This is a genomic window from Paenarthrobacter sp. NPDC089322 (genome assembly GCF_040684895.1).
GTDB lineage: Bacteria > Actinomycetota > Actinomycetes > Actinomycetales > Micrococcaceae > Arthrobacter.
Genome location: NZ_JBFBGW010000002.1, coordinates 291,243 through 318,186, shown reverse-complemented (window position 1 = coordinate 318,186; position 26,944 = coordinate 291,243). Strand labels below are relative to the sequence as shown.

Below are 26,944 nucleotides of genomic sequence, written 5' to 3'. Positions count from 1 at the left end.
GTCGTGGCGGGACAGTGAATCGTGGTGGGCCAGTGAACCGGAAAAAGAAGCACCCAGTTCAGGAGTCAGAGGCGGAGTTGACCGTCAGCGAACCCAAGCGGTTTGCTGCAGGCCTGCCCAGCATCAGCGAGACCTTGCCTCATGCTTTGGCGGGCATGGGGCCATCCCGGACGTGGAAGACGCTCAAGGCCGTCAACCAAAAAGACGGCTTCGACTGCATGAGCTGCGCTTGGCCTGACCCGCCGGAGCGCAAGGCGGCCGAATTCTGTGAGAACGGCGCCAAGGCTATCGGCTGGGAGGCCGAGCCTCTGCGGATCGACTCCAGGTTCTGGGCCGAAAACCCGCTAAGCTCCCTGGAGACAAGGTCAGAGCACTGGCTTGGCCAGCAGGGTCGTTTGGTGGAACCCGTGTACAAGGCAGCAGGGTCGGACCACTACGCGCCCATCAACTGGGACCGTGCCTTCGAGATCATGGCCAAGGAACTGAATCTCCTTGATGATCCGAACGAAGCCACGTTCTACACGAGCGGCAGGACCAGCAACGAGGCGGCCTTCCTGTACCAGCTCTTCGTCCGTGCCTTCGGGACAAACAACCTGCCCGATTGCTCCAACATGTGCCACGAGTCCACAGGCGTTGCCATGGGGGAGACCATCGGCGTGGGAAAGTCCGCCATCACCTACACGGATTTCGCCAAGTCCGAGCTGATCATCGTCATGGGCCAGAATCCCGGCACCTGCCACCCACGGATGCTCACGGCCCTGGAAGAAGCCAAGCGGGCAGGGGCGTCGATCGTCGCAGTGAACCCGCTGCCCGAAGCCGGTCTGATGAACTTCCGTAACCCGCAGAAAGTCCGGGGGCTGGCAGGCAAGGGCACGGATCTGGCAGACCAGTTCCTCCAAATCCGGCTGGCCGGGGACATGGCTCTCCTGCAGGCCGTCTCCAAACGCGTTCTCGACGCAGAACGCAGGGCACCCGGTAGCGTCCTGGACCGCGGCTTCATCGAAGAACACTGCCAGGGATTCGTGGGATTCGCTGCGCACCTGGCAACCCTCCAGGAACGGGATGTCCTCGCCGCTACCGGGCTGACCAGCGCCGAAATAGACGAGCTCGCGGAACGGTACATCCGGGCCAACAGTGTCATCATTACCTGGGCCATGGGACTGACTCAGCACAAGAAAGCCGTGCCCACCATCAAGGAGATCATCAACCTCCTGCTGTTGCGTGGAAATATAGGCAAGCCGGGCGCCGGGCCATCCCCGATCCGTGGCCACAGCAACGTGCAGGGAGATCGGACCATGGGCATTTGGGAGAAGATGCCCCCGCGCTTCCTGGACGCCTTGCAGCGGGAATTCGGCTTCGATCCGCCACGTGAGCCAGGGGCAGATTCGGTGGACAGCATCCGGGGGATGCGGGACGGCAGGATCAAGGTCCTGGTGGCGCTGGGCGGCAACCTGGTTCACGCGATGTCGGACACGTCTGTTGCGGAGGCAGCCGTGAGGAAAACCCGACTGTCGGTTCAGATCTCCACCAAGCTGAACCGGTCACATGTAGTCCCGGGCGAGCAGGCGCTGATCCTTCCAACACTCGGTCGAACGGAAATCGACAGGCAGGACGGCGTTGAGCAGTTTGTGACGGTGGAGGACACCGTCTGCGCGGTTCATCGCTCGGCAGGTCCCCTTGAACCCATCGCGCCGGGTGTCCTGTCCGAAGTGGCGATCATCAGTCGGCTCGCCCAAACGGTTCTCAATGGCAAGGTACCGGTGGATTGGTCCGGGCTGGGACGTCATTACGACACCATACGTGAGCACATCTCCCGGGTGGTGCCCGGGTTCGAGGACTTCAATGCCCGGATCCGGGCCCGCGACGGGTTTGTTCTTCCTCATGCCCCACGGGACTCGCGCACGTTCCCTACGTCCACAGGGAAGGCCATGTTCACGGTCAATGAGCTGGAAACCATCGGCGTGCCGAGGGGTCGCCTGCTCCTGCAAACCATCCGGGCCCACGACCAGTTCAACACCACTACCTACACCATGAACGACCGCTACCGGGGCATCAAGAAGGGCCGCATGGTGTTGCTGGTGAACCCCGCCGATCTGGCTGAGTTGGGTTTCGCGGACGGCCAGTACGTTGATGTCCATGGCGAAGCCGACGACGGCGTGGACCGGGTCCTGCCTCAGTTGCGTTTGGTCGCGTACCCCAGCGCGAGGGGCTGTGCGGCCGCGTACTTTCCGGAGGCGAACGTCCTGGTTCCGCTGGACTCGACGGCCGAAGGAAGCAACACGCCCGTCTCGAAAGCCGTGATAGTCAGGCTGGAACCGGCTGCCGCACCCGATTTCGCTGCGGCAGCCGGTTGAGCCCGGCGTTCCAGAGTCTTGAGTGGTTCTAGTGTCCCCGGGCGATCCACTCGTCAAGGTGCGGCGCTTCCTCGCCAACGGTGGTGGTGTCACCGTGGCCCGTCCGTACCACCGTCTCCGGCGGCAGCGTCAGGAGGCGCGTGCGGATGGATTCGATGATGGTGGGGAAGTCGCTGTAGGAGCGTCCCGTGGCACCGGGCCCGCCTTGGAACAACGTATCGCCACTGAAGATGGTCCCCTCGCCGGGCACGTGGAACGAGACGGAACCGGGTGAGTGCCCCGGGGTGTGCAGCACCTTGATCGCCACTCCGCCAACAACGAATTCGTCGCCGTCGGCAATCGCCTGATCAGGATCGGCGTCCGGATGGACGTCGCGCCACAGCATCCAGTCGTCCTTGTGCAGGTATATCGGTGCGGATACGAGGTCACGGAATTCCACGGCAGAGCGGATATGGTCGTCATGGCCGTGCGTCAGAAGGATCGCCCGCACCGTCCGTCCCTTGACGGCCTCGGAGATCGCCCCCGGGTTGTGTGCCGGGTCGATCACGAAGCATTCTTTGTCGTCGCCAACGATCCAAACGTTGTTGTCGACGTCCCAGGTGCCTCCGTCTAGGGAAAACGTCCCCGACGTGACAACGCGATCAATTGCGAGGCTCACAGTTCAACCACCGATCGCAGGACGGCGCCATGGTGCATCTTGTCGAAGGCTTCTTCCACCTGGTCAATGGTGATGCGTTCGGTGACGAACGCGTCCAGGTCCAGCTTGCCCTGCTTGTAGAGGTCCACGAGCATGGGGAAGTCCCGGGAAGGCAAGCAGTCGCCATACCAGGATGATTTGAGTGATCCCCCACGGCCAAAGACGTCCAGCAGGGGAAGTTCGAGGGTCATGTCGGGGGTGGGAACGCCCACAAGGACGACGGTTCCGGCGAGGTCGCGGGCGTAGAAAGCCTGCTTGTAGGTTTCAGGCCGTCCCACGGCGTCGATGACGACGTCCGCGCCGAAGCCGCCCGTCAGGGCACGGATCTCCTCGACGGGGTCCGTGGACAAAGAGTCCACAATATGCGTGGCTCCGAGTTCCTTGGCGCGTTCGAGCTTCTTGGCATCGATGTCGACGGCGATGATGGTGGTGGCACCGGCCAAGGCGGCCCCGGCGATTGCCGCGACACCAACTCCGCCGCAACCAATCACGGCCACGGAGTCGCCGCGCTTGACTCCGCCGGTGTTCAGGGCGGCACCCAGACCTGCCATGACGCCGCAGCCGAGCAGGCCGACGGCGGCGGGATCGGCGTCGGGGTCTACCTTGGTGCATTGGCCGGCGGCGACGAGGGTCTTTTCGATAAAGGCGCCGATGCCGAGGGCGGGCGACAATTCCGTGCCGTCCTCAAGGGTCATCCTCTGCGTGGCGTTGTGGGTGTTGAAGCAGTACTGGGCTTCGCCGCGATTGCACGCGCGGCAGTTACCGCACACGGCTCGCCAGTTGAGGACGACGCGATCGCCGGGGGCGATGTCCGTGACGTCAGGGCCGACAGCGCTGACGACGCCGGTGGCTTCGTGGCCCAACAGGAACGGAAAATCGTCGCTGATGCCACCGAGTTTGTAGTGCAGGTCCGTGTGGCAGACGCCACTGGTGAGGATGTCGACGAGGGCCTCGCCGGGACCAGGTTCGGGAACCAGGATGGTTTCGAGGGTTGCTGGTGCCCCTTTGGAGCGTACGACAACGCCTTTGACTGCATGGGCCATGGATATTCCCCTTCGGGCTCGCGGATAGCAGGACATGCCGTTGCAGGCCGGAGCCCGCAACGGCATTCCCATTCTGTCTATCACACGGGGCAGACCCTTTTCCGGCGTCCGCGATGCCTAGGCGGCGAGGCGGCTCTCCACTTCGGAGGCAGATGGGTTGGTCGCTGCCGTTCCGTCCGGGAAAAGGACGGTGGGGACGGTGCGGTTGCCTCCGTTGAGCTGCTCGACGAGCTCGGCAGTGCCATCGATTTCTTCGATGTTGATCTCGGTGTAGCCAATGCCCTTGGCGTCCAGTTGCTTCTTCAGCCGGTTGCAGTAACCGCACCAGGTGGTCGAGAACATGGTGATGGTGCCGGATTCGGGAGTGAAGTCCACAGAGCTCTCCTTAAGCTTGGTGTTCTTACGGGTGTTTCGTTGGTACCAACGGTAACCTGCCGCCCAATAATTCCCGTGGGAAGGCGAACCAGCGTTACGTCACATGCACCGCACTGGTGCCTTCTGCACGGACACGGCAGACTGTTCCCATGTGTGGACGCTATGTCATGGCGCGTGCCGTGGGAGACCTGTTGGCCGACTTCGATGCCGAACTTGAAAACGAGATCGCCCTCGAAAAATCGTGGAATGTCGCGCCGACAGACGCTGTTCCGATCGTTCTGGAGAGGCTTGTCGACGACGCGTTGAAGCGTCAGCTGCACGTGGCGCGTTGGGGTTTGGTGCCCTCGTGGGCGAAGGATCCCTCAGGCGGTGCCCGCCTCATCAATGCCCGTAGCGAAACGCTGTTGGAGAAGCCGTCCTTCCGCAAGGCCGCGGTTGCCCGCAGGTGTGCCGTCCCGGCTGACGGTTACTACGAGTGGAAAAAGGGCGAGGGGAAAAGCAAGCAGCCCTATTACGTGCATCCCGGAGATGGCGGGGGCGTAGTATTCGCCGGGCTGTACGAATGGTGGCGGGACCAGGCGGCGTCCCCTGACGATCCGGCCCGTTGGTTGCTGTCCATGTCGATCCTCACGGCAGACACCCCCACGGCGGAGTCGGCCAAGACCCGGCGGAGTGCCTCGGTATTCGACGAGTTGACTGCGCTGCATGACCGTGTTCCCCTGCCCATGAGCAAGGAGACGATGGAGACCTGGTTGGATCCGCGCCACGACGATGCGGCCGGCCTCGTGGACCTCGTACGGTCAAAGGCGCATGACGCCGCAGCCGACTGGACGCTCGACGCGGTGGGTGCCGCCGTCGGGAATGTCCGCAATAATGGCCCGGAACTCATTGAACCGGTGGAGGGCCTGTTCTAACGGCCGTCGTACCGGAAATCTAAAGGGATTCGTTGACCGGTACGCCCGACTGGAAGTCGCGGCCGTCCGCTTCGCTGAAGGCCGTCATGACGTGGCCTTCGCTGAGTCCGTGGATGGCTGATTTGGGGAAATTGCCGGTGATGACGTTGCCCGAGTGCTCTACGCCTTTGACGTCGTAGTTTTCCTCGGCGCTGAGGGAATGGTTGAAGGAGTAGAACGAGATCGCCTCGCCGTTCATGAACTCGATGCCGAGCCTGCGCTGTGAGGAATAGTCCTCGCTGGCAGCAACAAGGCCCACGACGTAAGCGCCGGAGCCGGGGATGTTGCCTTCGATCTCGAACCTTGCCACGAGGTTGTCATCCGTGGCGGTGATGCTGACCTGCTTCAGGAGTGCGTCATGGTTGCTCATGCCACAATCCTGCTCTGTGGACCCGCCGCCGTCCACCCCTTGGGGATCATCCTTCAAGGAGCCGTTGAATGCTGGCTGCCACTGCTGTCCGTTTGGCTTGCTGTCCGCGTCGGGCGGTCAGGAGGTGCAGCGCGAGGCCGTCCCCGTAGTCCGATACCGCCTCCGCACGTGCCCGGGCATCGCTGATTCCCATGGCACGCAGGAGTTGCTCCAAAGCGGACAGCATCCTCTCGTGCCCGGGCGCCACAACGTCGGGTTGGTCCAAGGCGAAGGCGAATCGGGCCCTCGTGAGGCCTTCGTGGTCATCCGCGAGTGCAAGCAGGGCTCCGGCGAGCTGCTCCGATAACTCCGCGACCGACGTCGGGACCCTTGCGTCTGCCTGGTGTTGAAGCAGAAGGCTATCGCGCTGTTCAACGCGATCGACTGCGGCAGCCACCAGCGCGGCACGGTTGCGGAAATAGTTGGATGTGGTTCCGATGGCAACACCGGCCTCCGCGTCGACTGCCCTGTGGGTGAGGCCCTTGAGGCCCTTCGCCGCGACGACCGCGAGCGCGGCATCGGCTAGTTCAGTTCGTCTGTCAGGCATGGCGAAATTTTAGCTCCAACCCCTGGCACTACTACAAATGTAGTAATACTGTTGGCTCATGAAAAAAGTCGACATCATCGGCGGCGGAATAGCCGGCCTGGCGCTGGCCGCGAAACTGGATCCAGCACAATTCGACGTCACCGTCCATGAGCAGCGCCCGGAACTTCCAACGGTGGGAACAACCCTGGCGATGTGGCCAGGAGCCAGAGAAGCACTGGCAGAACTCGGCCTCCTGGAATCCATCAACGAGCAGGGGACCTTCCTCGCCGCCGGCGCGCTCCGCAAACCCTCCGGTCAGCCCATGTTGACCATGGAAGGCGGCGGCCTGGTGGGTGTCACCCGACCCGCGCTGTTGCGGCTGCTGGACTCGGCCGTTCCAGTGAGTGTGCGACGCAAGCGGGAACGGGTTGAGCTGCTGCCGTCGGACTCCTGGCTGGTGGTGGGAGCCGACGGCGTCCACAGCACCGTTCGAAGGACCTGTTGGGGTGCGCGGGCTGCGGCACGACCCACCCCCTTCCTCGCCGTCAGGGGAGTAGTGCCCAGCCGGCCCTCGCCTGAAGATGTGGGGGAGTACTGGGGGCGGGGAACCCTCTTCGGCCTGGCACCGACCGAAGGAGGCACCAACTGGTATGCCTCCTACCGCTCCCAACTCGGTCCGGAACGTGTTGATGTCGCCGAGGCCTTGAAAGAAGCGCAGCAACATTACTCCCATCATTCGGCAGCCGTGCAAGGCGTCCTCGCCCAAGCCACCCCCGACATAAGCCTCGCGCAGCGGATCTGGACCGCCCCTCCATTGGCCAAGTACACCCGCGGAAACGTTGTACTGCTGGGCGACGCCGCCCACGCCATGACCCCCAACCTGGGGCGCGGCGCGTGCGAGACCCTGGTGGATGCAGTAACCCTGGGAAGACTCATCAACGACCTGCCACGCCAAGAAGCGCTCCACAAGTACAACCGACAACGGGTCCTGCGAACCCAGCAGCTCCGGTTGGCCTCCTCGATGATGGGCAAAGTGGCGCTCGCAGAAACCATGCAACCCGTCAGGGACGGACTGCTCAAGCAGGTCGGAAAGCGTGTGGCAGGCAAGCGTAAGGGAGCATGAACTCCGGAGTAGGTTTTGATGCCCCACCGTCGTAAACTGGAACTATTCGAATATATCTTCGAATAGTTATCCGCCGGTGAGGAGCGTGAAAATGGGCTTGTTCAGCGAGTCGGTGGAAGTCACCTGCACAGACGCAGGACAGCCGCGGACCATCAATTGGAAAGGACAAAGCTACTTCGTCTGCAACGAACCTGTCCGATGGTACGAACGCCGCCAATGGTGGGTCGAAGAAAGCCGTGCACCCTTGGGAAGCGGTGCAGGGCTCGTTGATCATGAAATTTGGCGCGTTCAACTCCAGGCCACACAAGACGACGCACAATGCATCACCCTTGACCTTGCAAGGCACCTCGGCAGCGGACGTTGGAGGCTGCTCCGAATCCATGACGCAGCACCAGCCCGCGCCGTTGAACCCGACGAAGCCGCCTAACCTTGAGCTTTACACACCTGCACGTTTCCACTGCCTTCAGCGCCCACTACGGAGTCTCCTGGCCTGACGAGCTTGCCCAAACAGCAGCAGCAGACGGCGCCACTGCGCTCGCATGCACTGACAGGGATGGCCTCTATGGAACCGTCAAACACCTCAAAGCGTGCATGGACGCCGGGATAGACCCCATCGTCGGCGTCGACCTCGCCGTTTTCGACGATGACGGCGACCACCGCACCCAGGTAGCGGGCCGCGTCGTCGTACTCGCCCACGGCAACAACAACGGAGCCGGCTACCGCGCCCTGTGTCGTCTTGTCTCGGACGCCCACGCCCGCACCACGGGCAAAGCCGGTGGTGTTGTACCCGCAGCCGTCACAAGGGGAGAGCTTGCTTCACGGACCCTCGATCCAAAAACCCTCAAACCCGTACTCACCGTCCTGATCGGTCCGGACTCCGACGTCGGCGTCGCCATGGGAGGACGGAAATACCTCCGGCCACGGACCCTCTTCAAACAATGGATCGACGCCATGCCCCCCGGGACGATCGTCACGGAAATCGTCTCCCACCTCAGCGCACCCGGAGAGCCACTGAGCACATCCCACGCAGTCCGGATGCTCAAGCTCGCCCTCGAATACAACATCCCGGCCATCCTCAGCAACGCCGTCAGATACTGCGCGCAGGACGGTGCGCCCACCGCCGACGTCCTGGACTCCGCACGTACCCTGAAGTCACTCCCTGAACTCTCAACAGCTCCTATGCTTCAGCCCACCGGGCAAGGCTGGCTTAAAAGCGCCCCGCACATGCTGCAACTCGGAAAAGAAATCATGAACGCAGCAGGCCAGGGAGCGGCGGACCTGAACAAACTGCTCGCCAACACCGAAGCACTGGCCGACAAATGCCGGATGGATCCCGTGCTGGACATGGGATGGAAGAAACCGGTAGTCCCTGAAGCATCCATCATTGGAATCGACCAAGACCCCATGATGGAACTCACCCAACGATGCGAAGCCGGAATCATCCGGCGGTTCCCCGGCATCAACGGCAAAGCCGAACAACGGGTGCGCTCGCGGCTGGAGCACGAGTTGGGAATCATCGCGCGCTTGGGCTTTGCGTCGTACTTTCTGACCGTGGCTGAAGTATCCCGGATGATCATCGACATGGGAGTCAGGGTTGCAGCACGCGGCTCGGGAGCCTCAAGCCTGGTGAACTACCTGATTGACATCAGCCAAGTGGATCCGATCCGGCACGACCTCATTTTTGAACGCTTCCTCTCAGGGCACCGTTCCACCCTTCCCGATATTGATATTGACGTTGAAAGTGCTGAGCGGCACAACGTATACAGGAAGATTTTCGAACGCTTTGGTGCCGAGCGGGTCACCCTCATGAGCATGCAGAACGGTTACAGGGCCAGGGGTGCTGTCCGGGACGCCGGATTGGCGCTGGGTATGGATGACACGGAGATCGGCGAAATCGCCAAACAGTTGTGGCGCTTTTCAGCCCGAAAGTTTCGTGAGGCGTTGGTGGAGAAACCTGAACTTCGCGATTTTGCCGGGCGTGTTGAAGCTGCACGTACAGAACCGGGCGCTGAGGGGGATCACCAGCAACTGGACTTGCTGGTGGACCTTACCGAAAGGTTGGATCGCCTGCCAAGGCACATCTCCATGCATCCTTGCGGCGTGATCCTGGGGGATGCCACGCTTCTGGATAGAACACCTGTGCAACCCAGTGGGCTGGGGCTTCCCATGAGCCAGTTCGACAAACATGACATGGATCCCATGGGCATGCTCAAGCTGGATGTGCTGGGCGTCCGGATGCAAAGTGCCATGGCTTTTGCCGTTCGTGAAGTCATTCGGCTGCACCCTTCCAAAGCGGAGGTTGTAGCAGCGGGTCATCATCCCGTGGAGCCGGGAAGTGCCGGGCCGGACTACATTGCACCTGATGGCAGGATTGATCTCAACGCAGTTCCTTTCGACGACGAGCCCACCTTCGAGCTGATCCGAAGCACCCATACCCTCGGTTGCTTCCAGATCGAGTCCCCGGGCCAGCGGGAGCTCATCGGGAAAATGGCCCCCCGGGAATTCAACGACCTCATCATCGACATTTCCTTGTTCAGGCCGGGCCCCATGAAGTCCGACATGGTGCGGCCTTTCCTGGAACACCGCCATGGTTTCGCCCCTGAAATCTATCCCCATCCGGACCTGAAACCCGTGCTTCAAGAGACCCATGGGGTCACGGTTTTCCATGAGCAAATCCTGAAGACTTTTGACGTGATGACCAAGTGCGGCTTGGCCATGGCCGACGAATTCCGCCGGGCCTTGGGGGACGAAGTCCATGAACCGGAAGTAGAGACGTTCTTCCGCAAGGAAGCGATCAAGAACTATCCGCCCGATGTAGTGGATAAGGTTTGGGGAACCCTCAAGGCCTTTGGCAGTTTTGGCTTTTGCAAAGCCCACGGGGCTGCTTTTGCCGTACCCACCTATCAATCGGCCTGGCTCAAAGCGCACCACCCGGAAGCTTTCCTGGCAGGTCTGTGGGAGCACGATCCCGGCATGTACCCCAAACGACTGCTGGTGGCCGAGGCGCGGCGCTTAGGCATCCCGATCCTTCCGCTGGACATCAATCGAAGCCAATCGGAGTACAGGGTGGAAAAAATCCAGGAAGGGCAGAACGCCGGCAAGCTTGGCATCCGCCTCAGCCTCGCAGGTATCTATGGTTTATCGGGTGCCGAATTAAAGCGGATAGTTTCGGGGCAGCCTTATGATTCCTTGGCAGACCTCAGGGCCAGGGCCAAGGTCAGCAAACCGAATATCAAGAGGCTTGCCCAACTTGGAGCCTTTGATGCCTTGCATAAGGATTCCGGGGGAGCCGCGAACCGTGCCGATCTGGTCCACCACCTCCAGGCGCTGCAAAGCAGTCCCTCCAGGAAAACCACCGAAGTAATCGAAGGCCAGCTCGCCTTCCAGTTCGGTGATGTTGAACTGCGCAACCTGGTCCCGGAATTGCCGGAGCCTAGCAGCGTTGACAACGTCAGGGCGGAGCTTGACCTCATGGCTGTGGATGTCAGTGAACACCTGATGGAGAGCCACCGTCCGCTACTGGACAAGCTTGGTGTCACTACGGCCGACAAGCTCCTGGGGTTGCGTAACGGTACTGAGGTCCTCGTGGCGGGGGTGCGGGTTGCCACGCAGACACCGCCGATGCGGGGTGGTCGCCGGGTGGTCTTCATCAGCATCGACGACGGAACAGGCTGCGTGGACAGTGTCTTCTTCCATGAAGCCCAGGAAGAATCGGGGTCCCTCCTGTTCGGTACCCGATTGCTGCTTATCCGTGGAACTACCCGTAGGACAGGACCCAAGGGCATCAGCCTGAGCGCAAGCAAAGCGTGGGATCTCAGCCGGCCGGAGACTTTGCCATACGCGGAGTTCCTCCCTCCCGGGGCGGATCTCCCGCAGGAATCCGCCCACGCCGGTCCCTTGGACGGCATCTCAAGGAACCTGGCAATTACTGGTTTGGGCAGCTGATTCGCGGGTTCAGGCAGCAGGATCACGGGCGCGGCGGGCTGCTTTGGCCGCCCTCGCCGAAGCAGATACGATTGACGGTGGCTGGCTGTGGTCCCCGTATGCCACAAGCTATGAAGCCTTAACTATGAATAGGAGACACCCGTGTCAGATGCCCAACAGATCACCCTCATCGTCGATGGCGAAGAGACAAAGGTGACGGAAGGGACTACCGGCGCGGAACTCTTCTTCGAGCGCCGCGATGTTGTTGTTGCCCGGGTTGACGGTGTCCTCAAGGACCTGGACCAAGTCCTCACCGAGGGTGCAAATGTCGAAGGTGTCACCATTGAATCGCCCGACGGCCTCAACGTCCTGCGGCACTCCACCGCGCATGTCATGGCCCAGGCAGTGCAACAGTTGCGACCTGACGCGAAGCTTGGCATCGGCCCCTACATCACAGACGGCTTCTACTTCGACTTTGATGTCGCGGACCCGTTCACTCCGGAAGACCTGCGCCAGCTGGAAAAGATGATGCAAAAGATCATCAACCAGAACCAGAAGTTCGTTCGCCGCGTGGTTACCGAAGCCGAAGCCCGCGACGCCATGGCCAACGAGCCATACAAGCTGGAGCTGCTGGGCAAGAAGAATGACGCCACCGACGCCGCTGAAGGCGTCAATGTCGAGGTTGGCGCGGGTGATATCACAATCTACGACAACGTGGACCGCAAGAGCGGTGACAGCGTCTGGTGCGACCTTTGCCGGGGACCGCACCTGCCCAACACCAAGATCATCTCCAACGCTTTCGCGTTGACCCGCTCTTCCTCCGCATACTGGCTTGGCAACCAGAACAACCAGCAGCTGCAGCGTATCTACGGCACGGCGTGGCCCACCAAGGAAGCCCTCAAGGCGTACCAGGAGCGCATTGCCGAAGCCGAGCGCCGGGACCACCGCAAGCTGGGTGTCGAGTTGGACCTCTTCTCGTTCCCCGACGAACTTGGATCCGGCCTGCCTGTCTTCCACCCCAAGGGCGGAATCATCCGCAAGGCCATGGAGGACTACTCCCGCCAGCGCCACGTGGATGCCGGCTATGAGTTTGTCTACACGCCGCACATCACCAAGGGCCACCTCTACGAAGTTTCCGGCCACCTTGACTGGTACAAGGACGGCATGTTCCCCGCGATGCAGGTGGATGCCGAGCTCAACGAAGACGGCACAGTTCGCAAGCCTGCCCAGGACTATTACCTGAAGCCGATGAACTGCCCCATGCACAACCTGATCTTCCGTTCCCGGGGGCGTTCCTACCGCGAACTGCCGCTGCGCCTCTTCGAATTCGGCTCGGTGTACCGCTACGAGAAGTCCGGCGTTGTTCATGGACTCACCCGCGTTCGGGGCATGACCCAGGACGACGCGCACATCTACTGCACCCGTGAACAGATGAAGGACGAGCTCACCACTACGCTCAACTTTGTGCTCGGCCTGCTCAAGGATTACGGCCTGGATGATTTCTACCTGGAACTTTCGACCAAGAACGAAGAAAAGTTCGTGGGAGACGACGCCGCATGGGAGGAAGCAACCCGGACACTTTCCGAGGTCGCTGCCGCGTCAGGCTTGGAACTCGTCCCGGATCCGGGTGGAGCAGCCTTCTATGGCCCCAAGATTTCCGTGCAGGCAAAGGATGCCCTCGGCCGGACCTGGCAGATGTCCACCATCCAGCTCGACTTCAACCTTCCGGAGCGCTTCGAACTGGAGTACCAGGCGGCAGATGGAACGCGGCAGCGCCCCGTCATGATCCACCGCGCCCTTTTCGGTTCCGTTGAACGCTTTATGGGCGTCCTGACCGAACACTACGCCGGTGCTTTTCCGGCGTGGCTGGCTCCGGTCCAGGTGGTGGGTATCCCTGTTGCCGAGGCATTCAACGACTACATGTTCGACGTCGTGGACCGCCTGAAGGCAGCAGGTATCCGCGCGGAGGTAGACATCTCCTCGGACCGCTTCCCGAAAAAGATCCGGACAGCAAGCAAGGACAAGATTCCCTTCGTCCTGATTGCCGGCGGTGAAGATGCCGAGGCGGGTGCCGTCTCGTTCCGGTTCCGCGACGGCAGCCAGGATAACGGTGTGCCGGTGGAAGAGGCAGTACGCAGGATCGTCGACGCCGTCAAGAACCGCGAGAGCTGACGGAACGGACATCACGGTGCAGGAGAACACAGGCGCAGCTGACTTTCCGGGCGATGCCGAAGTAACCGACGACTTCGGCCTTGCAGGCGTTCCGGACGCGTTTCAGCGCCTGTGGACTCCGCACCGCATGGCTTACATCAAGGGCGGGCAGGACCAGTTCAAGAACAAGGACGACTGCCCGTTCTGTGTAGGTCCAACACGAACCGACGAAGAATCGCTCATCGTTTACCGTGGGCGGACATGCTATGTGGTCCTCAACCTTTTTCCGTATAACCCGGGCCATCTGCTCATCTGCCCCTATCGCCATGTACCGGATTACACGGACATCACTGCGGAAGAGACCATGGAGTTTGCCGATCTCACGCAGACTGCCATGCGTGTTTTACGCAAGGTTTCCAACCCGAGCGGTTTCAATCTTGGTATGAACCAGGGCGTCACCGGTGGGGCCGGAATCGCAGCACACCTGCACCAACATGTGGTTCCGCGGTGGGGTGGAGACGGGAACTTCTTCCCCATCATCGCGCAGACCAAGGCCATCACGCAGACGCTCGACGAAGTCCGCAAGCTGGTGGCCGAAGCCTGGCCTGGGGAGACGAATGCTCAATAGGCATGCGCGCGGTTTTTTCACTTCCCTTTTCACACCCCTGGCACGTTGGCTCCTGAAGATCGGCGTTTCCCCCGACGCCGTAACCATTGCAGGGACGGCCGGCGTCATTTTGGGTGGCTTGGTTCTCTATCCGTTGGGACACCTATGGTGGGGTTCGGTGATAGTGGCCTTCTTCGCGTTTTCCGACGTCGTGGATGGCATCATGGCCCGGCTTCAAGGCCGCGTGGGCGGTTGGGGAAACTTTCTCGATTCCACCCTGGACCGCTTGGCAGACGGCGCAATCTTCGCCGGCCTCACCATCTGGTTCTTCACAGGCGGGGCGGACCACGCCATTGGTTCGGCGGCCGTCGTGTGCCTTGTGCTGGGCATGGTGGTCTCGTACGCGCGCGCAAAAGCCGAGTCCCTGGGCTATCAAGCCAGCGTAGGTATTGCTGAACGGGCCGAACGGCTGGCATCCGTGCTCCTTGTCGCGGGGCTCACAGGATTGGGACTTCCGCCGGTGGTGCTCTTCGCTACGTTGGTCCTTCTGGCACTCGCGAGCCTGGTCACGATAGTCCAGCGAGTAGCCGCGGTCCGCAGGCAAGCCATGGCGGAGGCAAACGGGGCCGGTGCCGCGGGAACGGCCGGAGCGTAAGCCACTGGACCCGTTCCCAGACCAGGGAACTGCCATCTGACCAGAGTTGGTGAAAGCCAGTTGTGCAGGTGTCCTACCAGAGCCTCTTCCTGCTCCCGATAGACGGTAACGAAAGTACTGCCACGTGGCGGCGTGCGACTACTATTACTAGTACTTGGTCACCTTGACCTGAAAATCCGGTGTGCGCTGATAGCGGTCGTGTGGCTGCGTGTGCCTCCGGCAAGAAGGTCGTTTATCTACCCATAGGGGTTTTTGTGTCTACACCAGATGTAAGCAACGAAGCCGGTTCGTCCGCGAACAGCGTCACGGGCAGCAGCCGCGTTAAGCGGGGCATGGCTGAGATGCTCAAGGGCGGCGTCATCATGGACGTCGTCAACGTCGAGCAGGCCCGCATCGCCGAGGACGCCGGTGCCGTCGCCGTCATGGCCCTCGAACGCGTCCCGGCCGATATCCGCGCCCAAGGCGGCGTGTCCCGCATGTCCGATCCGGACATGATCGATCAGATCATCGCCGCCGTGTCCATCCCCGTGATGGCCAAGGCCCGCATCGGCCACTTCGTCGAAGCCCAGGTCCTGCAGTCCCTCGGCGTGGACTACATCGACGAGTCCGAGGTCCTGACCCCGGCCGATTACATCAACCACATCGACAAGTGGAACTTCACCGTCCCGTTCGTGTGTGGTGCCACCAACCTCGGTGAGGCGTTGCGGCGCATCAACGAAGGTGCTGCGATGATCCGCTCCAAGGGCGAGGCCGGCACCGGGGACGTGTCCAACGCGACCGGGCACATGCGCAAGATCCGTGCCGAGATCGCCAAACTCTCCTCCCTCCCGGAGGACGAGCTGTACGTCGCCGCGAAGGAACTGCAGGCGCCGTACGAACTGGTCAAGGAAGTCGCCGCGACGGGCAAGCTCCCGGTGGTGCTGTTCACCGCCGGTGGCATCGCCACCCCGGCCGATGCTGCGATGATGATGCAGCTCGGCGCCGACGGCGTCTTTGTCGGGTCCGGGATCTTCAAGTCCGGCAACCCCGCCCAGCGGGCCGCCGCCGTCGTGAAGGCCACCACGTTCCACGACGACCCGGATGTCATCGCGAAGGTCTCCCGCGGCCTCGGTGAAGCGATGGTCGGCATCAACGTCGACGAAATCCCCGAACCCCACCGCCTCGCAGAACGCGGCTGGTAAAAGGCAGCCCTAGGATGTCGGGCGCTGATCCTCTCCAGGATCAGCGCCCGACGTCGTTTTCCCGGGGCTCAAGATATTCTCCTTGCCTGGAGAGCCGTGCGGCTTTCCTCGGGCTTGGCGCCGTAGGATTGCCGTTATGGGCAAGATCACACCTTCGGCTGCTAGCGCGTTTCGCAGCAGAACCGCAGTCCTGCTGACAGCACTAACCCTGCTTCTGTCCGTTAATGCCTGCGGGGTCATCGCCGAAAACGAATCCCGTGAACAAAGCAGCGCTGCTATAACGTCCCCGACGGCGACGCCCATACCAACGCCTGCACCAACCCCTACGCCTGGAAAGGGACCGGCATGTCCCGGGCTGCGTTGTACGTCGATCACGGTAACGGGGGACATGTTGGTCCACACGCAATTGTGGCAGCAAGCCCGCGCTGATGCCGCCGCTGCGGGACAACCGGGTTATACCTTTGTGCCCCTGCTTGAAGGGCAGCGGCGCTACATCAGCAACAGTGATCTTGGTATCTGCCATCAGGAAACGCCGGTTGCCGTTCCCGATGGCCCTTTCTCCGCGTACCCCTCCTTCAATGTGCCGCCGCAGATCATCACTGCGGCCAAGGACGTTGGCTACCAAGCCTGCACTACGGCGAGCAACCACACCATTGACCGCGGCACCGAGGGTCTGCTCCGGACGCTTGACACGCTGGATGCTGCCGGGCTGAAGCACACGGGTTCATACCGTACGGAAGCTGCGTCCAAAGAGATTCTGATGCTCAAGACTGAGGCCGCCACGGTCGCCGTCATTATTGGCACCTACGGCCACAACGGCCAGATCCCCGAATACCCGTGGCTTGTGGATGAATTGGATCCGGCCGTGATGATCGCGAAGGCGGCCCAGGCCCGTGCCGCGGGAGCAGATATCGTCCTTGGCGTCATGCACGCCGGTGACGAGTATGCCAGCGAGCCTAATGCGCAGCAGCAGGAAGTGGCGCATGCGTTGGTGGACAGCGGCCAGTTCACCATGATCTACGGACACCACACGCACTCGGTTTTGCCCATCGAAAATTACAAGGGCACGTGGATTGTCTACGGGCTGGGCAACGGTGTGACGGAACTTTCGCCGTGGTATGTGGTGAACAATGAGGGCCTGCTGGTGCGGGCGCAGTTCAGCGAGAACGCTGCAGGAGTGTGGACAGCATCGGATTTGGCCTGGGCGCCGTCCGTCATTGTCCGCGATCCCTACCGCTGGTGCTCTGTAGCCAGCGATGCACCACAGGGCGTCTGCGCGTCACCTGCGGCAGACGCTGAAACCCGGCTACGCACCCAGAGCGTTGTTGAATCGATGGGCGCCGCCGCCGCGGGAGCCCATGAACTATTGATCACGAAGGAGAAATAGCGCCTATCGCGGCCGGCGGGCTGCGTGTTCGCGCGCGAGGCGGGCGTATTCGTCGTCGGGCGTTCCCGGTACGAAGCTGCCGAACTTGCGTTCCGCCGCTGTCCTGATCAGGAAGTCGGCGATTGCCGGATTCTTGGGCAGCAACGAGCCGTGGAGGTAACTGGCAACGACATTCCGATACCGGGCGCCCTCGTGGCCGTCCTTGCTGTTATTGCCGGCACCTTTGGTGACTGTCCCGAGAGGTTCGACGCCGGGGCCCAGAGTGGTCTGCCCGCTGTGGTTTTCGTAGCCCAGGATTTCTCCAAACTCCGGGGACTTCAGGATCACGTTCCCGATCAACCGTTCGTCAGTCCCATGCGTCTCGACGTCGAGGATGCTGATGCCCGGGATGACGCGTCCGGCGCTTGTCTTGAAGAACTTCCCGAACAACTGATACAGGCCGCAGATGGCGAGCATGGGTGCGCCGCCGTCCGCGAGTCCACGGAAGAGGTCCGCGCGTGCCTGAAGGTCTTCCTGGATGACCAGCTGCCCGCTGTCCTGGCCGCCGCCACCAACAAAAATGTCGATGTCCTCGGGGAAGTCGTCACCCACGTTGTATTCCAGGAGCTCGGGTGTGTAGCCGTGCCACTTGATGCGTTGCTGGAGGACCAAGGCATTGCCCCAATCCCCGTAGATGTTCATGTCCTTCGGGTACAGCTGGAGTACCCGGATGGTTCCCTTGGCGGGCTGTGCTTCCGAGGTCATGAGACCACCTCAACTATGGTGATTTTGGCCAGTTCGCGGCGGATGGCGAGCATGGCTGTGTAGGTGCAGAAGATGCGCTTGGGCTTTCCCCGCGAACCGTCGATGAACGTGCCCAGGGCTGAGGTGATGTCAGTCTCGACGGCGCCGAAGGGCACGTCGTCGTATTGCAGGCGCAGTGCCATATCATAGGCCCGGACCCCCGTGAGGACCTCAACGCCGCCTTCCCGGAGGGAATCGAACTCAACGTCCCACAGCCAGGACATGTCCCTGCCGTCTGCGTAATTGTCGTTGATGGCGATCATGGTGGCATATCCACCGGCAGGAAAGGACTTCAGTCCCAGCCGGAAGCCGCTGGGATTCTTGACGAGGACCAACTCCAAGGGCTGGCCGTCGACTGTGAGGCTTTCGCCGCGGCCGAACGCGGGGGCGACGTTACCAAGTGCCTCCACGAGCTTGGGTGTGTCAATGGCGCCGGTACCCAGGATGGACCGGGCCAGCGAAAGCGCCGCCGCGGCATTGAAGATGTTGTACACGCCGCGCAGTTTCATGGTGGTGGTGGTCGTCTCGCCGTCGAACTCAAAGTCCGCGTCCTGCGCACCTACGCGACGAAGTACGACGTCGGCGGCCGGGGCGTCTGGAAGCTCAGCGGCGCTGCCACCCACCGTTGTTCCGGGTGAGGCGGTGCCGGTGGCGGTCCGCATGTCGTCATCGTTGGGGAAAGTATTGCGGAGTGATTCGTCCAGCCCGAAGTAGCGGACGGTTGGGGCATGAACGGCGGTAGGGCCGTTCAGTGTGTCGGCGATCCTTGCCACACGCGGATCTTCCCGGTTCAGGACCACGGTGTCCGTGGTTTTGACTGCGATGTGCTCGAGCAAGCGTGCTGTCTTGTCGATTTCACCGAAGCGGTCCAATTGGTCGCGCAGGACGTTGAGCAGGAGGCTGAACCGCGGTTCGACCTTGTTCACGAAATGCACAGCGTGGGCTTCATCGAGTTCCAGAACCGCAACGTCGGCATCGAGTTGTCCGCGCCAGTCCACGTCGCCCAGAAGGGAAGCCGCCACCCCGCGGGTGAAGTTGCTGCCCGTCCGGTTGGTAAAGACCTTCAGTCCCTGGCTTTCCAGCAGTTCCACGACCATCTTGGTTGTGGTGGTCTTGCCATTAGTGCCACTGACCACAGCCACGCCATAGGGAAGCGAGGCCAGCGTTCGTTGCATGAAACCCGGGTCGATTTTCTCGACCACCAGACCAGGGAAAGCTGAACCTCCACCGCGGAGCCGCGTCAGCGACCGGACCAGCTTGCCGAGGGGAACGCTGAAGGAAAACATGCTCTGTAATATATCCCAGTCGGCGCATGGAACCCCGTCCGGGCACCTCCGGGGCTGTCCGCGGGAGGTGTTTGGGGGAGCGGGCCACTATGATGGTCGAATGACCAACCCCCTTTCCGACGCTTCATCACGCGTGGGTGCCGGACTCCGGATCGGCGTGCTGGCGCTTCAAGGCGATTTCCGTGAGCACCTCCATGCCGTGGAGGCGGCCGGCGCCACTGGCGTAGGCATCCGTCGCCCGGCAGAGCTCGATGACGTTGACGGCCTGATAATTCCGGGTGGCGAATCCACCACCATTGACAAGCTTGCCAGGATCTTCGAGCTGGCTGACCCGCTCCGCAAGCGCATAGCCGATGGCCTACCCGTGTATGGATCGTGTGCCGGAATGATTCTCCTGGCCGACGAGATCGCAGATCCGGCAACCGACCTGGAGGGGAACCCGCAGCAGACCTTCGGCGGGCTGGACATCACTGTGCGCCGCAACGCATTTGGACGCCAGCGCGAGTCCTTTGAAATCGACCTCGACTTCAAGGGCCTTGACTTCAGTGCGGGCGAGTCCGGGGTTGATCCCGTGCACGCCGTCTTCATCCGTGGCCCATGGGTGGAACGCGTTGGGCCGGGCGTTGACGTCCTGGCGCAGGTGGATCCGGACCATGCGAGCCACACGGCCACTTTGCATGGATTGGCTAGAATTGTTGCAGTGCGCTCCGGCCACCTGTTGGCTACCTCCTTCCATCCGGAAGTGACGGGCGAGAAGCGCGTGCATGAACTCTTTATTCGAATGATCAGAGGAGAAGCGTAAAGCATGTCAGGCCACTCCAAATGGGCGACCACCAAGCACAAGAAAGCCGTCATTGACGCGCGGCGTGCAAAGTCGTTCGCAAAGCTGATCAAGAACATCGAAGTAGCGGCCCGCATGGGTGGCCCGGACCTTGCCGGCAACCCTGGCCTGGAACTGGCGGTCACCAAGGCAAAGAAGACCTCGGTACCCAACGACAATATCGACCGCGCCATCAAGCGCGGCGCGGGCCTGACCGGCGAGGTCGTCGACTACACGGAGATCATGTATGAAGCCCGCGGTCCCCAGGGATCGGCGCTGCTGATCGAGTGTCTGACCGACAACAAGAACCGCGCAGCCTCCGAAGTCCGGCTTGCCATTTCCCGCAACGGCGGAACCATCGCAGACCCCGGCTCGGTCAGTTACCTGTTTACCCGTAAGGGCGTCGTAGCGCTGCCCAAGAACGGTCTCAGCGAAGACGACATCCTGATGGCCGTCCTGGAAGCCGGCGCCGAAGAAGTCAAGGACAGCGGCGAGAACTGGGAAATTCACTCCGAACCCTCGGACCTGCAGGCCATCCGCGACGCCTTGAAGGAAGCAGGCATCGAATACGAATCGGATGAAGCCGAGTTTGTGCCGTCCATGCAGGTGGAGCTCGACCTTGACGGCGCCAAGAAGTTCATGAAGCTTGTGGACGCCCTGGAAGACCTGGACGATGTCCAGAACGTCTACAGCAATGCCGACTTCAGCGAGGAAGTGCAGGCTGCCCTCGACGCCGAGTAGGCCGGGCAGAGAACATTTGACATCAAACAAGGAGGCCCGGACTTGACTCTTCGCGTATTGGGAGTCGATCCGGGCCTCACCCGTTGCGGCATCGGCGTAGTCGATATTGAACGCAACCGCCGGGCAACGATGGTGGCGGTAGGTGTGGTTGGGACTTCGGCTGAACTGACGTTGGATAAACGACTGCTGGTCATTGCCAAAGCCATTGATGAATGGCTTGACCTGCACAAACCGGACGTCGTTGCAGTTGAACGGGTTTTTTCCCAGATGAACGTCAGCACCGTGATGGGCGTCGCCCAGGCTTCGGGCGTCGTGATTGCCGCGGCCGCGCGCCGGGGCATTCCGGTCGCGCTGCATACGCCCTCCGAGGTGAAAGCAGCGGTGACCGGTAGCGGCAGCGCGAACAAGGACGCAGTCACCAAACTCGTCACCAAGATCCTCCGCTTGGATGCTCCGCCAAAGCCTGCCGATGCCGCAGACGCTTTGGCGCTTGCCCTTACACATGCTTGGCGGGCGGGTAACAGCATGGGCGCAGGGAACGGCTCTTCCGCGAAGGATGCGTTGACTCCCGCGCAAAGAGCATGGGCTGAAGCCGAAGCGAAAGCGCGCCGCGCACGGTGAATCCCGCGGGCCCTTGCTAGGGTATTCGTAGATATGTTCGGATCGCCCGTCTCCTTCGCCGCCAGGTGCAGGCGGCAGGCATGAATTCAGGAGCCGGGTTTTGATCAGTTTTCTTCGTGGAACAGTCGCCCACGTTGGTCTGTCCACCGCAGTGATCGACCTCAACGGGGCAGGCATGAGTGTCTATGCAACTCCCCAGACCTTGAGCCACCTCAAAGTCGGCACTGAAGCCAAGCTCTTCACCTCCATGATCGTTCGTGAAGATTCCCTGACTCTTTTCGGTTTCGCCGACGACGACGAACGTGACGTCTTCGATGTCCTGCTCAGCGTCAGCGGCGTTGGCCCCCGGCTTGCCCTGGCGGTGCTTGCCGTGCATGAACCCGAGGCGATCCGCGTTGCCGCCCATACCGGCGACGGCAAGGCGTTCACCAAGGTGCCGGGGATCGGACCCAAGGTCGCCGGCCGGATAGTCCTTGAACTGGCGGGGAAGCTGGTACCTCACGGTACGTCCACCGGTGCCGCTCCCGCTGCTGCCGCGAATACGGAGTGGAAGCCCCAGGTGGTTGCCGCCATGACCAGCCTCGGTTGGTCCGAGAAAGACGCAAACGGGAGCATCGACAAAGCCATGGCCGATTCTCCTGAGCTGGTTGATGCAGGAAACGTCGCCCAAATCCTTCGGGCAACGTTGCGCTGGCTCGGCCAGGACGGTGCGCGTGCGGGAAGCCGCGTAGGCAGCCGTGGCTGAGCAGTCACTTGTAGCCGGGGGAGAGGAGCCGGAGGAGCGGGTCATCGAGGCCGCCCTCAGGCCCAAGAACCTGCACGACTTCGTTGGTCAGCATCGGGTCCGGAAACAGCTTTCGCTGGTCCTCGAAGCGTCGCGTCTCCGGGGCCGCAGCGCTGACCACGTCCTCCTTTCCGGTCCTCCGGGGCTGGGAAAGACCACGCTGGCCATGATCATTGCTGCGGAGATGAATGCCCCGTTGCGGATCAGCAGTGGGCCCGCCATCCAGCACGCCGGCGACCTCGCCGCAATCCTCTCTTCGCTGTCCGAAGGTGAAGTATTGTTCCTGGACGAGATTCACCGCATGTCGCGCCCGGCCGAAGAGATGCTCTACATGGCCATGGAAGACTTCCGGGTGGATATCGTTGTAGGAAAGGGCGCCGGGGCCACTGCGATCCCCCTCGAGCTGCCTCCGTTCACCCTCGTGGGCGCAACCACCCGTGCAGGACTCTTGCCGGGTCCTTTGCGCGACCGGTTTGGATTCACCGGCCACCTGGAGTTCTATTCCGTTGCCGAGCTTGAACTTGTCCTTCGCCGCTCCGCCGGTCTTCTGGACTTGAAAGTGAATTCCGCGGGCTTTACCGAGATCGCGGGCCGGTCGCGTGGTACGCCCCGTATCGCGAACCGACTGCTTCGCCGCGTCCGTGACTGGGCGCTTGTCCACGGGATCGACCAAATCGACGCGCGGTCGGCTTCGGCCGCCCTTGACATGTACGAGGTGGACGAGCGGGGACTGGATCGCCTTGACCGTTCGGTGCTGGAGGCCCTGATCACCAAGTTCAACGGTGGCCCCGTAGGTTTGTCAACGTTGGCGATCGCCGTTGGCGAGGAGCCGGAGACTGTTGAAACCGTAGCGGAGCCGTACCTGGTGCGGGAAGGACTGTTGGGCCGGACGCCGCGTGGACGCATCGCGATGGCCGCTGCGTGGACGCATTTGGGTTACGCCGTGCCCGCCGGAGTCTTTGGACAGGAGACGTTGTCCCTCTTTGACCAGGACGAAAACCACGCCGAAAGCGTAGATACCGTCGGTTAACACGCTGTGTTCAGCTTTTCCCTCTAGACTGGTATGACGCTCGGCACAGGATGTTGCCGTGAACACAACGTAAGTACAGAACGGAACTTCCCTGTGGATCCAATGACCATATTGCTGTTCGTCATGCTTGGACTCTTTGTCTTCATGATGTTCCGCAAAAACAAGAAGACCCAGCAGCAGCAGGCCGAAATGCAGGCCAAGTTTGCCCCGGGCGTCGACGTTATGACCAGTTTTGGTCTCTTCGGCCGCATCGTGTCCATCGATGACGCCGAGAACAAGGTCGTTCTTGAACTCTCCCCGGGCAACGAAGCCACGGTCCACCGCCAGGCTGTCACCAAGGTCATCGAACAGACCGAAGAGGAAGCCCCGGTTGTTCCGGATGACGCTTCCTCGCTGACTGTTGCTGACACCGAGAAGCCTGCTGCGACTGAGACTCCGGAGGAGACCATCGCGCGCCTCAACAAAGAGGACAAGAAGGACAACTAGCACCGTCAGTCGCGGCAACACCGCGCAAGATAACTTCTACGGCAGCGGAGAGCCGCCGGCAGACGCTTACCAGCGTCCGCCGGCGGCTGTCCGGCGATAACAGGAAGATCGATAATGGCACGGACCGGCCCTAAAAACCCAGCCCGCAGGGTGCTGACTTGGCTTGGAGCAATATTCGTCGTACTCACCGCCGTCCTGGGTGGTGGAGTCATGAGTGGCAATGCCAGTTGGGCTCCCAAACTTGCTTTGGACCTTGAAGGCGGAACCCAGATGATCCTGGCTCCCAGGGTGGAGGGTTCCAGCGAGATCAACGAGGAACAGCTTAACCAAGCGGTGGCCATCATCCGCCAGCGCGTGGACGGCTCCGGTGTTGCGGAAGCGGAAATCAGCACGCAGTCGGGCAGGAACGTCGTAGTCAGCCTTCCCGGAACTCCTTCCAAGGAAACCCGTGACCTGATCCAGGCATCTGCGGATATGAACTTCCGGCCTGTTATCACCTACGGCGATCCTGCAGCCGTCCCTGCCGAGTCACGTACCCCTGACGATCAACTGAACAAGCCCACGGCTGAACCGACCAACGCGAGCGACACCAACTGGATCACGCCCGAGGTCCAGAAGGAATTCGAAGCACTCGACTGCGTCAATCCTTCGACCGAAAAGCGCGAACGCTCGGATCCGGCCAAGCCGTTGGTAACGTGTGAGGCCGCCACTGCCACGACTCCTGCGATCAAGTACATTCTTGGCCCCGTTGAGGTCAAGGGCCAGGACATCAGCGACTCCACGTTCTCGCAGGTTCAGGGTGCGCAGGGTTCCGTCACCAACTCGTGGGGCGTGAACATCGTCTTCAACGGCGAGGCCACGGAGAAGTTCAAACAGGTCACCGAGCGCCTGAACCAGTTCTACGCCGCTGCACAAGCGCAGGGAACAGATGATCCGAAGGCCCAGTTCGCCATCGTCCTGGACGACAAAGTCATTTCCGCGCCGCGGGCCTTGGCCGTCATTACGGATGGCAAGCCGCAGATCACCGGCAACTTCACCCAGGCGACGGCGAAGGCCTTGTCCGATCAGCTTCGGTACGGCGCCTTGCCTATCTCGTTCGAGATCCAGTCACAGGAGCAGATCTCGGCCACACTCGGTGGTGACCAGCTCCGCCTCGGCCTCTTGGCAGGCCTCATTGGCCTCCTCCTGGTTGTTGTGTACTCGCTGTTCCAATACCGGGCCCTGGGCTTCGTCACGATTGCTTCCCTCGTGGTGGCCGGCGCCTTGACCTATTTGGCCATCGCCATTCTGGGCTGGACGGAAAACTACAGGCTGTCCCTTGCCGGCGTCGCAGGTTTGATTGTGGCCATCGGCCAGACGGCGGACTCTTTCATCGTGTACTTCGAACGTATTCGCGACGAGCTTCGTGAAGGCCGCGGCCTCGTTTCAGCTGTCGAGAACGGCTGGAAGCGGGCCAAGAGGACCGTTCTGGCCTCGAAGGCCGTCAACCTGCTGGCTGCCCTCGTCCTTTACTTCGTGGCCGTCGGCAACGTCCGCGGTTTCGCGTTCACGCTCGGCCTGACGGCTGTGGCCGACCTCATTGTCGTCTTCATGTTCACACACCCCATGCTGCAGCTCCTTGCGCGTACCAAGTTCTTCGGCGACGGTCACCGGTTCTCGGGTCTCTCACCTGACCGACTCGGCGCTGTGCCTCTGTACAGGGGCGCGGGCCGGCTTCGTACGCCTGCTGAAAGGCCCGCCACTGTCCGCACCCGAAACGCCGGAGCGGCAGCGGAAGCTGAACGCCGGATGACCATCGCCGAAAGGCGACTTGCCGAGAAGGGCCAATTGACGGGCACCTCCAACGGCACCAAGGAGGAGAAGTAATGACTACGAGCTTCGCTACCTTTGGCAACGAGCTCTACACGGGTAAGAGATCGTACAACTTTGTTGACTCCAAGAAAATCTGGTTCATCATTGCCGCCGTCGCTGTTGCCCTCTCCATCCTGATTCCCGTCCTGAAGGGCGGTTTCAACCTTGGGATCGAATTCCGCGGTGGCTCGGAATTCACAGTGTCCAATGTCAAGACCACCGATGCCGGCCTCGGCGAGAAGGCTGTGCACGACGTCGTAGCAGGCGCCGTACCGCGCGTGGCGAACGTTGCGGGCAACACCATGCGGATCCAGACGGATCAATTGACGGACGAGGAAACCCTTCGGATCAAGGAAGGCCTCACCAGTGCCTACGGCGTCACCGACAACGAAGTGACGTCCACCTTCGTCGGTCCGACGTGGGGCCAGGACGTGACCCGTCAAGCTCTCATCGGTCTCGTGGTGTTCGTTGGCATAGCTGCCGTCTTGATGGCGCTGTACTTCAGGACGTGGAAGATGTCTTTGTCGGCCTTGGCCGGAATGATCGTCACCATGTTCACCACCGCGGGCGTGTACGCCCTCAGCGATTTCGAGGTGACGCCGTCGGCCATTATCGGCTTCCTGACCGTCCTCAGCTATTCGCTTTACGACACCGTGGTGGTCTTCGACAAGATCAGGGAAAACACGGCTGACATTGCAACATCCACCCGGCGGACCTTCGGTCAGGAGGTTAACCTGGCGGTTAACCAAACGCTGGTCCGCTCCATCAACACCATGATGGTGGCTGTCCTCCCCGTAGCTGCCATCCTGTTCATTGGCGCAGGGCTGCTGGGTGCCGGCACCCTGCGGGATCTTTCGCTGGCGTTGTTCGTGGGTATCCTCATCGGCACGGCCGCCACGATTTTCATTGCGGCGCCGCTGTATGCCTGGCTGCGCCAAGGCGAACCTGAGCTCGTCAAGCAAGCCAGGAAAGTCGCCCACCGCAAGTCGGGGGCCACTGTTTAGGGGCTGGACGCACCTCATGCGACAAAGAGCCGGTCTCCGTATCACAGCGGAGGCCGGCTCTTTGACTTGCCACTCTTGTCCGTCATGTGCAGCCCGGTTGCGGAAGCATTCACTTCCGGGAATAGACTGGGAGAATTAAATCGGTCGTGAGGG

At 61.6% G+C, this 26,944-nt stretch carries 25 protein-coding genes; 18 read left to right on the top strand and 7 right to left on the bottom strand.

The genetic code is table 11. The features are described from left to right. The first annotated feature begins 77 nt into the window (after positions 1 to 77). Entirely contained in the window at positions 78 to 2,354 is a 2,277-nt protein-coding gene (locus tag AB0N65_RS03500) for an FdhF/YdeP family oxidoreductase (protein WP_364157738.1), read from the top strand. 28 nt (positions 2,355 to 2,382) lie between these two features. On the opposite strand, the gene AB0N65_RS03495 is transcribed toward AB0N65_RS03500, so the two are convergent. The 3 genes from AB0N65_RS03495 to AB0N65_RS03485 all read right to left on the bottom strand — a co-directional run bounded on the left by AB0N65_RS03495 (position 2,383) and on the right by AB0N65_RS03485 (position 4,469). Then, a complete protein-coding gene (locus tag AB0N65_RS03495; RefSeq protein WP_364157735.1) occupies positions 2,383 to 3,012 on the bottom strand; it encodes an MBL fold metallo-hydrolase in 630 nt (209 codons plus the stop codon). Further along, complete coding sequence (locus tag AB0N65_RS03490; RefSeq protein ID WP_364157732.1) at positions 3,009 to 4,094, bottom strand: S-(hydroxymethyl)mycothiol dehydrogenase; 1,086 nt, start codon at positions 4,092 to 4,094, stop codon at positions 3,009 to 3,011. The genes AB0N65_RS03495 and AB0N65_RS03490 overlap by 4 nt, the downstream gene beginning before the upstream one ends. Positions 4,095 to 4,211: 117 nt before the next feature. Continuing rightward, a complete protein-coding gene (locus tag AB0N65_RS03485; protein WP_364157729.1) occupies positions 4,212 to 4,469 on the bottom strand; it encodes a mycoredoxin in 258 nt (85 codons plus the stop codon). A gap of 167 nt (positions 4,470 to 4,636) precedes the next feature. Between AB0N65_RS03485 and AB0N65_RS03480 the strand changes: the two genes are divergently transcribed. Continuing rightward, the gene (locus AB0N65_RS03480; protein ID WP_364158005.1) at positions 4,637 to 5,383 is read left to right on the top strand and encodes an SOS response-associated peptidase; all 747 of its coding nucleotides are present in this window, start codon (positions 4,637 to 4,639) and stop codon (positions 5,381 to 5,383) included. 19 nt (positions 5,384 to 5,402) lie between these two features. Here AB0N65_RS03480 and AB0N65_RS03475 read toward each other — a convergent pair whose 3' ends face one another. Next, positions 5,403 to 5,792, bottom strand: a complete 390-nt coding sequence (locus tag AB0N65_RS03475) for a hypothetical protein (RefSeq protein ID WP_364157726.1) — start codon at positions 5,790 to 5,792, stop codon at positions 5,403 to 5,405. Between the two features lie 46 nt (positions 5,793 to 5,838). Then, positions 5,839 to 6,378, bottom strand: coding sequence for a TetR family transcriptional regulator (locus tag AB0N65_RS03470; RefSeq protein ID WP_364157723.1), 540 nt, complete (start codon positions 6,376 to 6,378; stop codon positions 5,839 to 5,841). A gap of 58 nt (positions 6,379 to 6,436) precedes the next feature. Between AB0N65_RS03470 and AB0N65_RS03465 the strand changes: the two genes are divergently transcribed. The 8 genes from AB0N65_RS03465 to AB0N65_RS03430 all read left to right on the top strand — a co-directional run bounded on the left by AB0N65_RS03465 (position 6,437) and on the right by AB0N65_RS03430 (position 17,385). Continuing rightward, positions 6,437 to 7,480, top strand: coding sequence for an FAD-dependent monooxygenase (locus AB0N65_RS03465; protein ID WP_364157720.1), 1,044 nt, complete (start codon positions 6,437 to 6,439; stop codon positions 7,478 to 7,480). A 91-nt stretch (positions 7,481 to 7,571) separates the two neighbouring features. Then, entirely contained in the window at positions 7,572 to 7,907 is a 336-nt protein-coding gene (locus AB0N65_RS03460) for a DUF6504 family protein (RefSeq protein ID WP_364157717.1), read from the top strand. Between the two features lie 2 nt (positions 7,908 to 7,909). Beyond that, positions 7,910 to 11,425, top strand: coding sequence for a DNA polymerase III subunit alpha (gene dnaE, locus AB0N65_RS03455; protein WP_364157714.1), 3,516 nt, complete (start codon positions 7,910 to 7,912; stop codon positions 11,423 to 11,425). 141 nt (positions 11,426 to 11,566) lie between these two features. After that, positions 11,567 to 13,576: a threonine--tRNA ligase gene (gene thrS, locus AB0N65_RS03450; protein ID WP_364157711.1), complete on the top strand. Its 2,010-nt coding sequence runs from the start codon at positions 11,567 to 11,569 to the stop codon at positions 13,574 to 13,576. 16 nt (positions 13,577 to 13,592) lie between these two features. Then, positions 13,593 to 14,183, top strand: a complete 591-nt coding sequence (locus AB0N65_RS03445) for an HIT domain-containing protein (protein WP_364157709.1) — start codon at positions 13,593 to 13,595, stop codon at positions 14,181 to 14,183. Next, complete coding sequence (gene pgsA / locus AB0N65_RS03440) at positions 14,173 to 14,817, top strand: phosphatidylinositol phosphate synthase (RefSeq protein WP_364157707.1); 645 nt, start codon at positions 14,173 to 14,175, stop codon at positions 14,815 to 14,817. The genes AB0N65_RS03445 and pgsA overlap by 11 nt, the downstream gene beginning before the upstream one ends. Before the next feature lie 254 nt (positions 14,818 to 15,071). Then, positions 15,072 to 15,998, top strand: a complete 927-nt coding sequence (pdxS, locus tag AB0N65_RS03435) for a pyridoxal 5'-phosphate synthase lyase subunit PdxS (RefSeq protein ID WP_364157705.1) — start codon at positions 15,072 to 15,074, stop codon at positions 15,996 to 15,998. A 136-nt stretch (positions 15,999 to 16,134) separates the two neighbouring features. Further along, entirely contained in the window at positions 16,135 to 17,385 is a 1,251-nt protein-coding gene (locus tag AB0N65_RS03430; protein ID WP_364157703.1) for a CapA family protein, read from the top strand. A gap of 3 nt (positions 17,386 to 17,388) precedes the next feature. On the opposite strand, the gene AB0N65_RS03425 is transcribed toward AB0N65_RS03430, so the two are convergent. Both AB0N65_RS03425 and AB0N65_RS03420 read right to left on the bottom strand, forming a co-directional pair. Then, a complete protein-coding gene (locus AB0N65_RS03425) occupies positions 17,389 to 18,129 on the bottom strand; it encodes a glutamine amidotransferase (protein ID WP_364157701.1) in 741 nt (246 codons plus the stop codon). After that, on the bottom strand, positions 18,126 to 19,454 hold the full coding sequence (locus AB0N65_RS03420; protein WP_364157698.1) for a MurT ligase domain-containing protein: 1,329 nt from the start codon (positions 19,452 to 19,454) through the stop codon (positions 18,126 to 18,128). Before AB0N65_RS03420 ends, AB0N65_RS03425 begins: the two co-directional genes overlap by 4 nt. A 100-nt stretch (positions 19,455 to 19,554) precedes the next feature. Between AB0N65_RS03420 and pdxT the strand changes: the two genes are divergently transcribed. From pdxT to secF, 8 genes are all read left to right on the top strand, one after another. Beyond that, positions 19,555 to 20,256, top strand: coding sequence for a pyridoxal 5'-phosphate synthase glutaminase subunit PdxT (gene pdxT, locus AB0N65_RS03415; RefSeq protein WP_364157696.1), 702 nt, complete (start codon positions 19,555 to 19,557; stop codon positions 20,254 to 20,256). Positions 20,257 to 20,259: 3 nt separating this feature from the next. Beyond that, positions 20,260 to 21,015: a YebC/PmpR family DNA-binding transcriptional regulator gene (locus AB0N65_RS03410; RefSeq protein WP_364157694.1), complete on the top strand. Its 756-nt coding sequence runs from the start codon at positions 20,260 to 20,262 to the stop codon at positions 21,013 to 21,015. Between the two features lie 42 nt (positions 21,016 to 21,057). Next, the gene (ruvC, locus tag AB0N65_RS03405; protein WP_364157692.1) at positions 21,058 to 21,636 is read left to right on the top strand and encodes a crossover junction endodeoxyribonuclease RuvC; all 579 of its coding nucleotides are present in this window, start codon (positions 21,058 to 21,060) and stop codon (positions 21,634 to 21,636) included. Between the two features lie 100 nt (positions 21,637 to 21,736). Further along, complete coding sequence (gene ruvA, locus AB0N65_RS03400) at positions 21,737 to 22,381, top strand: Holliday junction branch migration protein RuvA (protein ID WP_364157690.1); 645 nt, start codon at positions 21,737 to 21,739, stop codon at positions 22,379 to 22,381. Beyond that, positions 22,374 to 23,450: a Holliday junction branch migration DNA helicase RuvB gene (gene ruvB / locus AB0N65_RS03395; RefSeq protein WP_364157688.1), complete on the top strand. Its 1,077-nt coding sequence runs from the start codon at positions 22,374 to 22,376 to the stop codon at positions 23,448 to 23,450. Before ruvA ends, ruvB begins: the two co-directional genes overlap by 8 nt. 102 nt (positions 23,451 to 23,552) lie before the next feature. Beyond that, complete coding sequence (gene yajC, locus AB0N65_RS03390) at positions 23,553 to 23,936, top strand: preprotein translocase subunit YajC (protein WP_364157686.1); 384 nt, start codon at positions 23,553 to 23,555, stop codon at positions 23,934 to 23,936. Positions 23,937 to 24,050: 114 nt separating this feature from the next. Next, positions 24,051 to 25,802 (top strand): protein translocase subunit SecD, encoded by a 1,752-nt coding sequence (gene secD, locus AB0N65_RS03385; RefSeq protein WP_364157684.1) that lies wholly within the window; start codon positions 24,051 to 24,053, stop codon positions 25,800 to 25,802. Further along, positions 25,802 to 26,791: a protein translocase subunit SecF gene (gene secF / locus AB0N65_RS03380; protein WP_364157681.1), complete on the top strand. Its 990-nt coding sequence runs from the start codon at positions 25,802 to 25,804 to the stop codon at positions 26,789 to 26,791. The genes secD and secF overlap by 1 nt, the downstream gene beginning before the upstream one ends. Positions 26,792 to 26,944 lie beyond the last annotated feature (153 nt).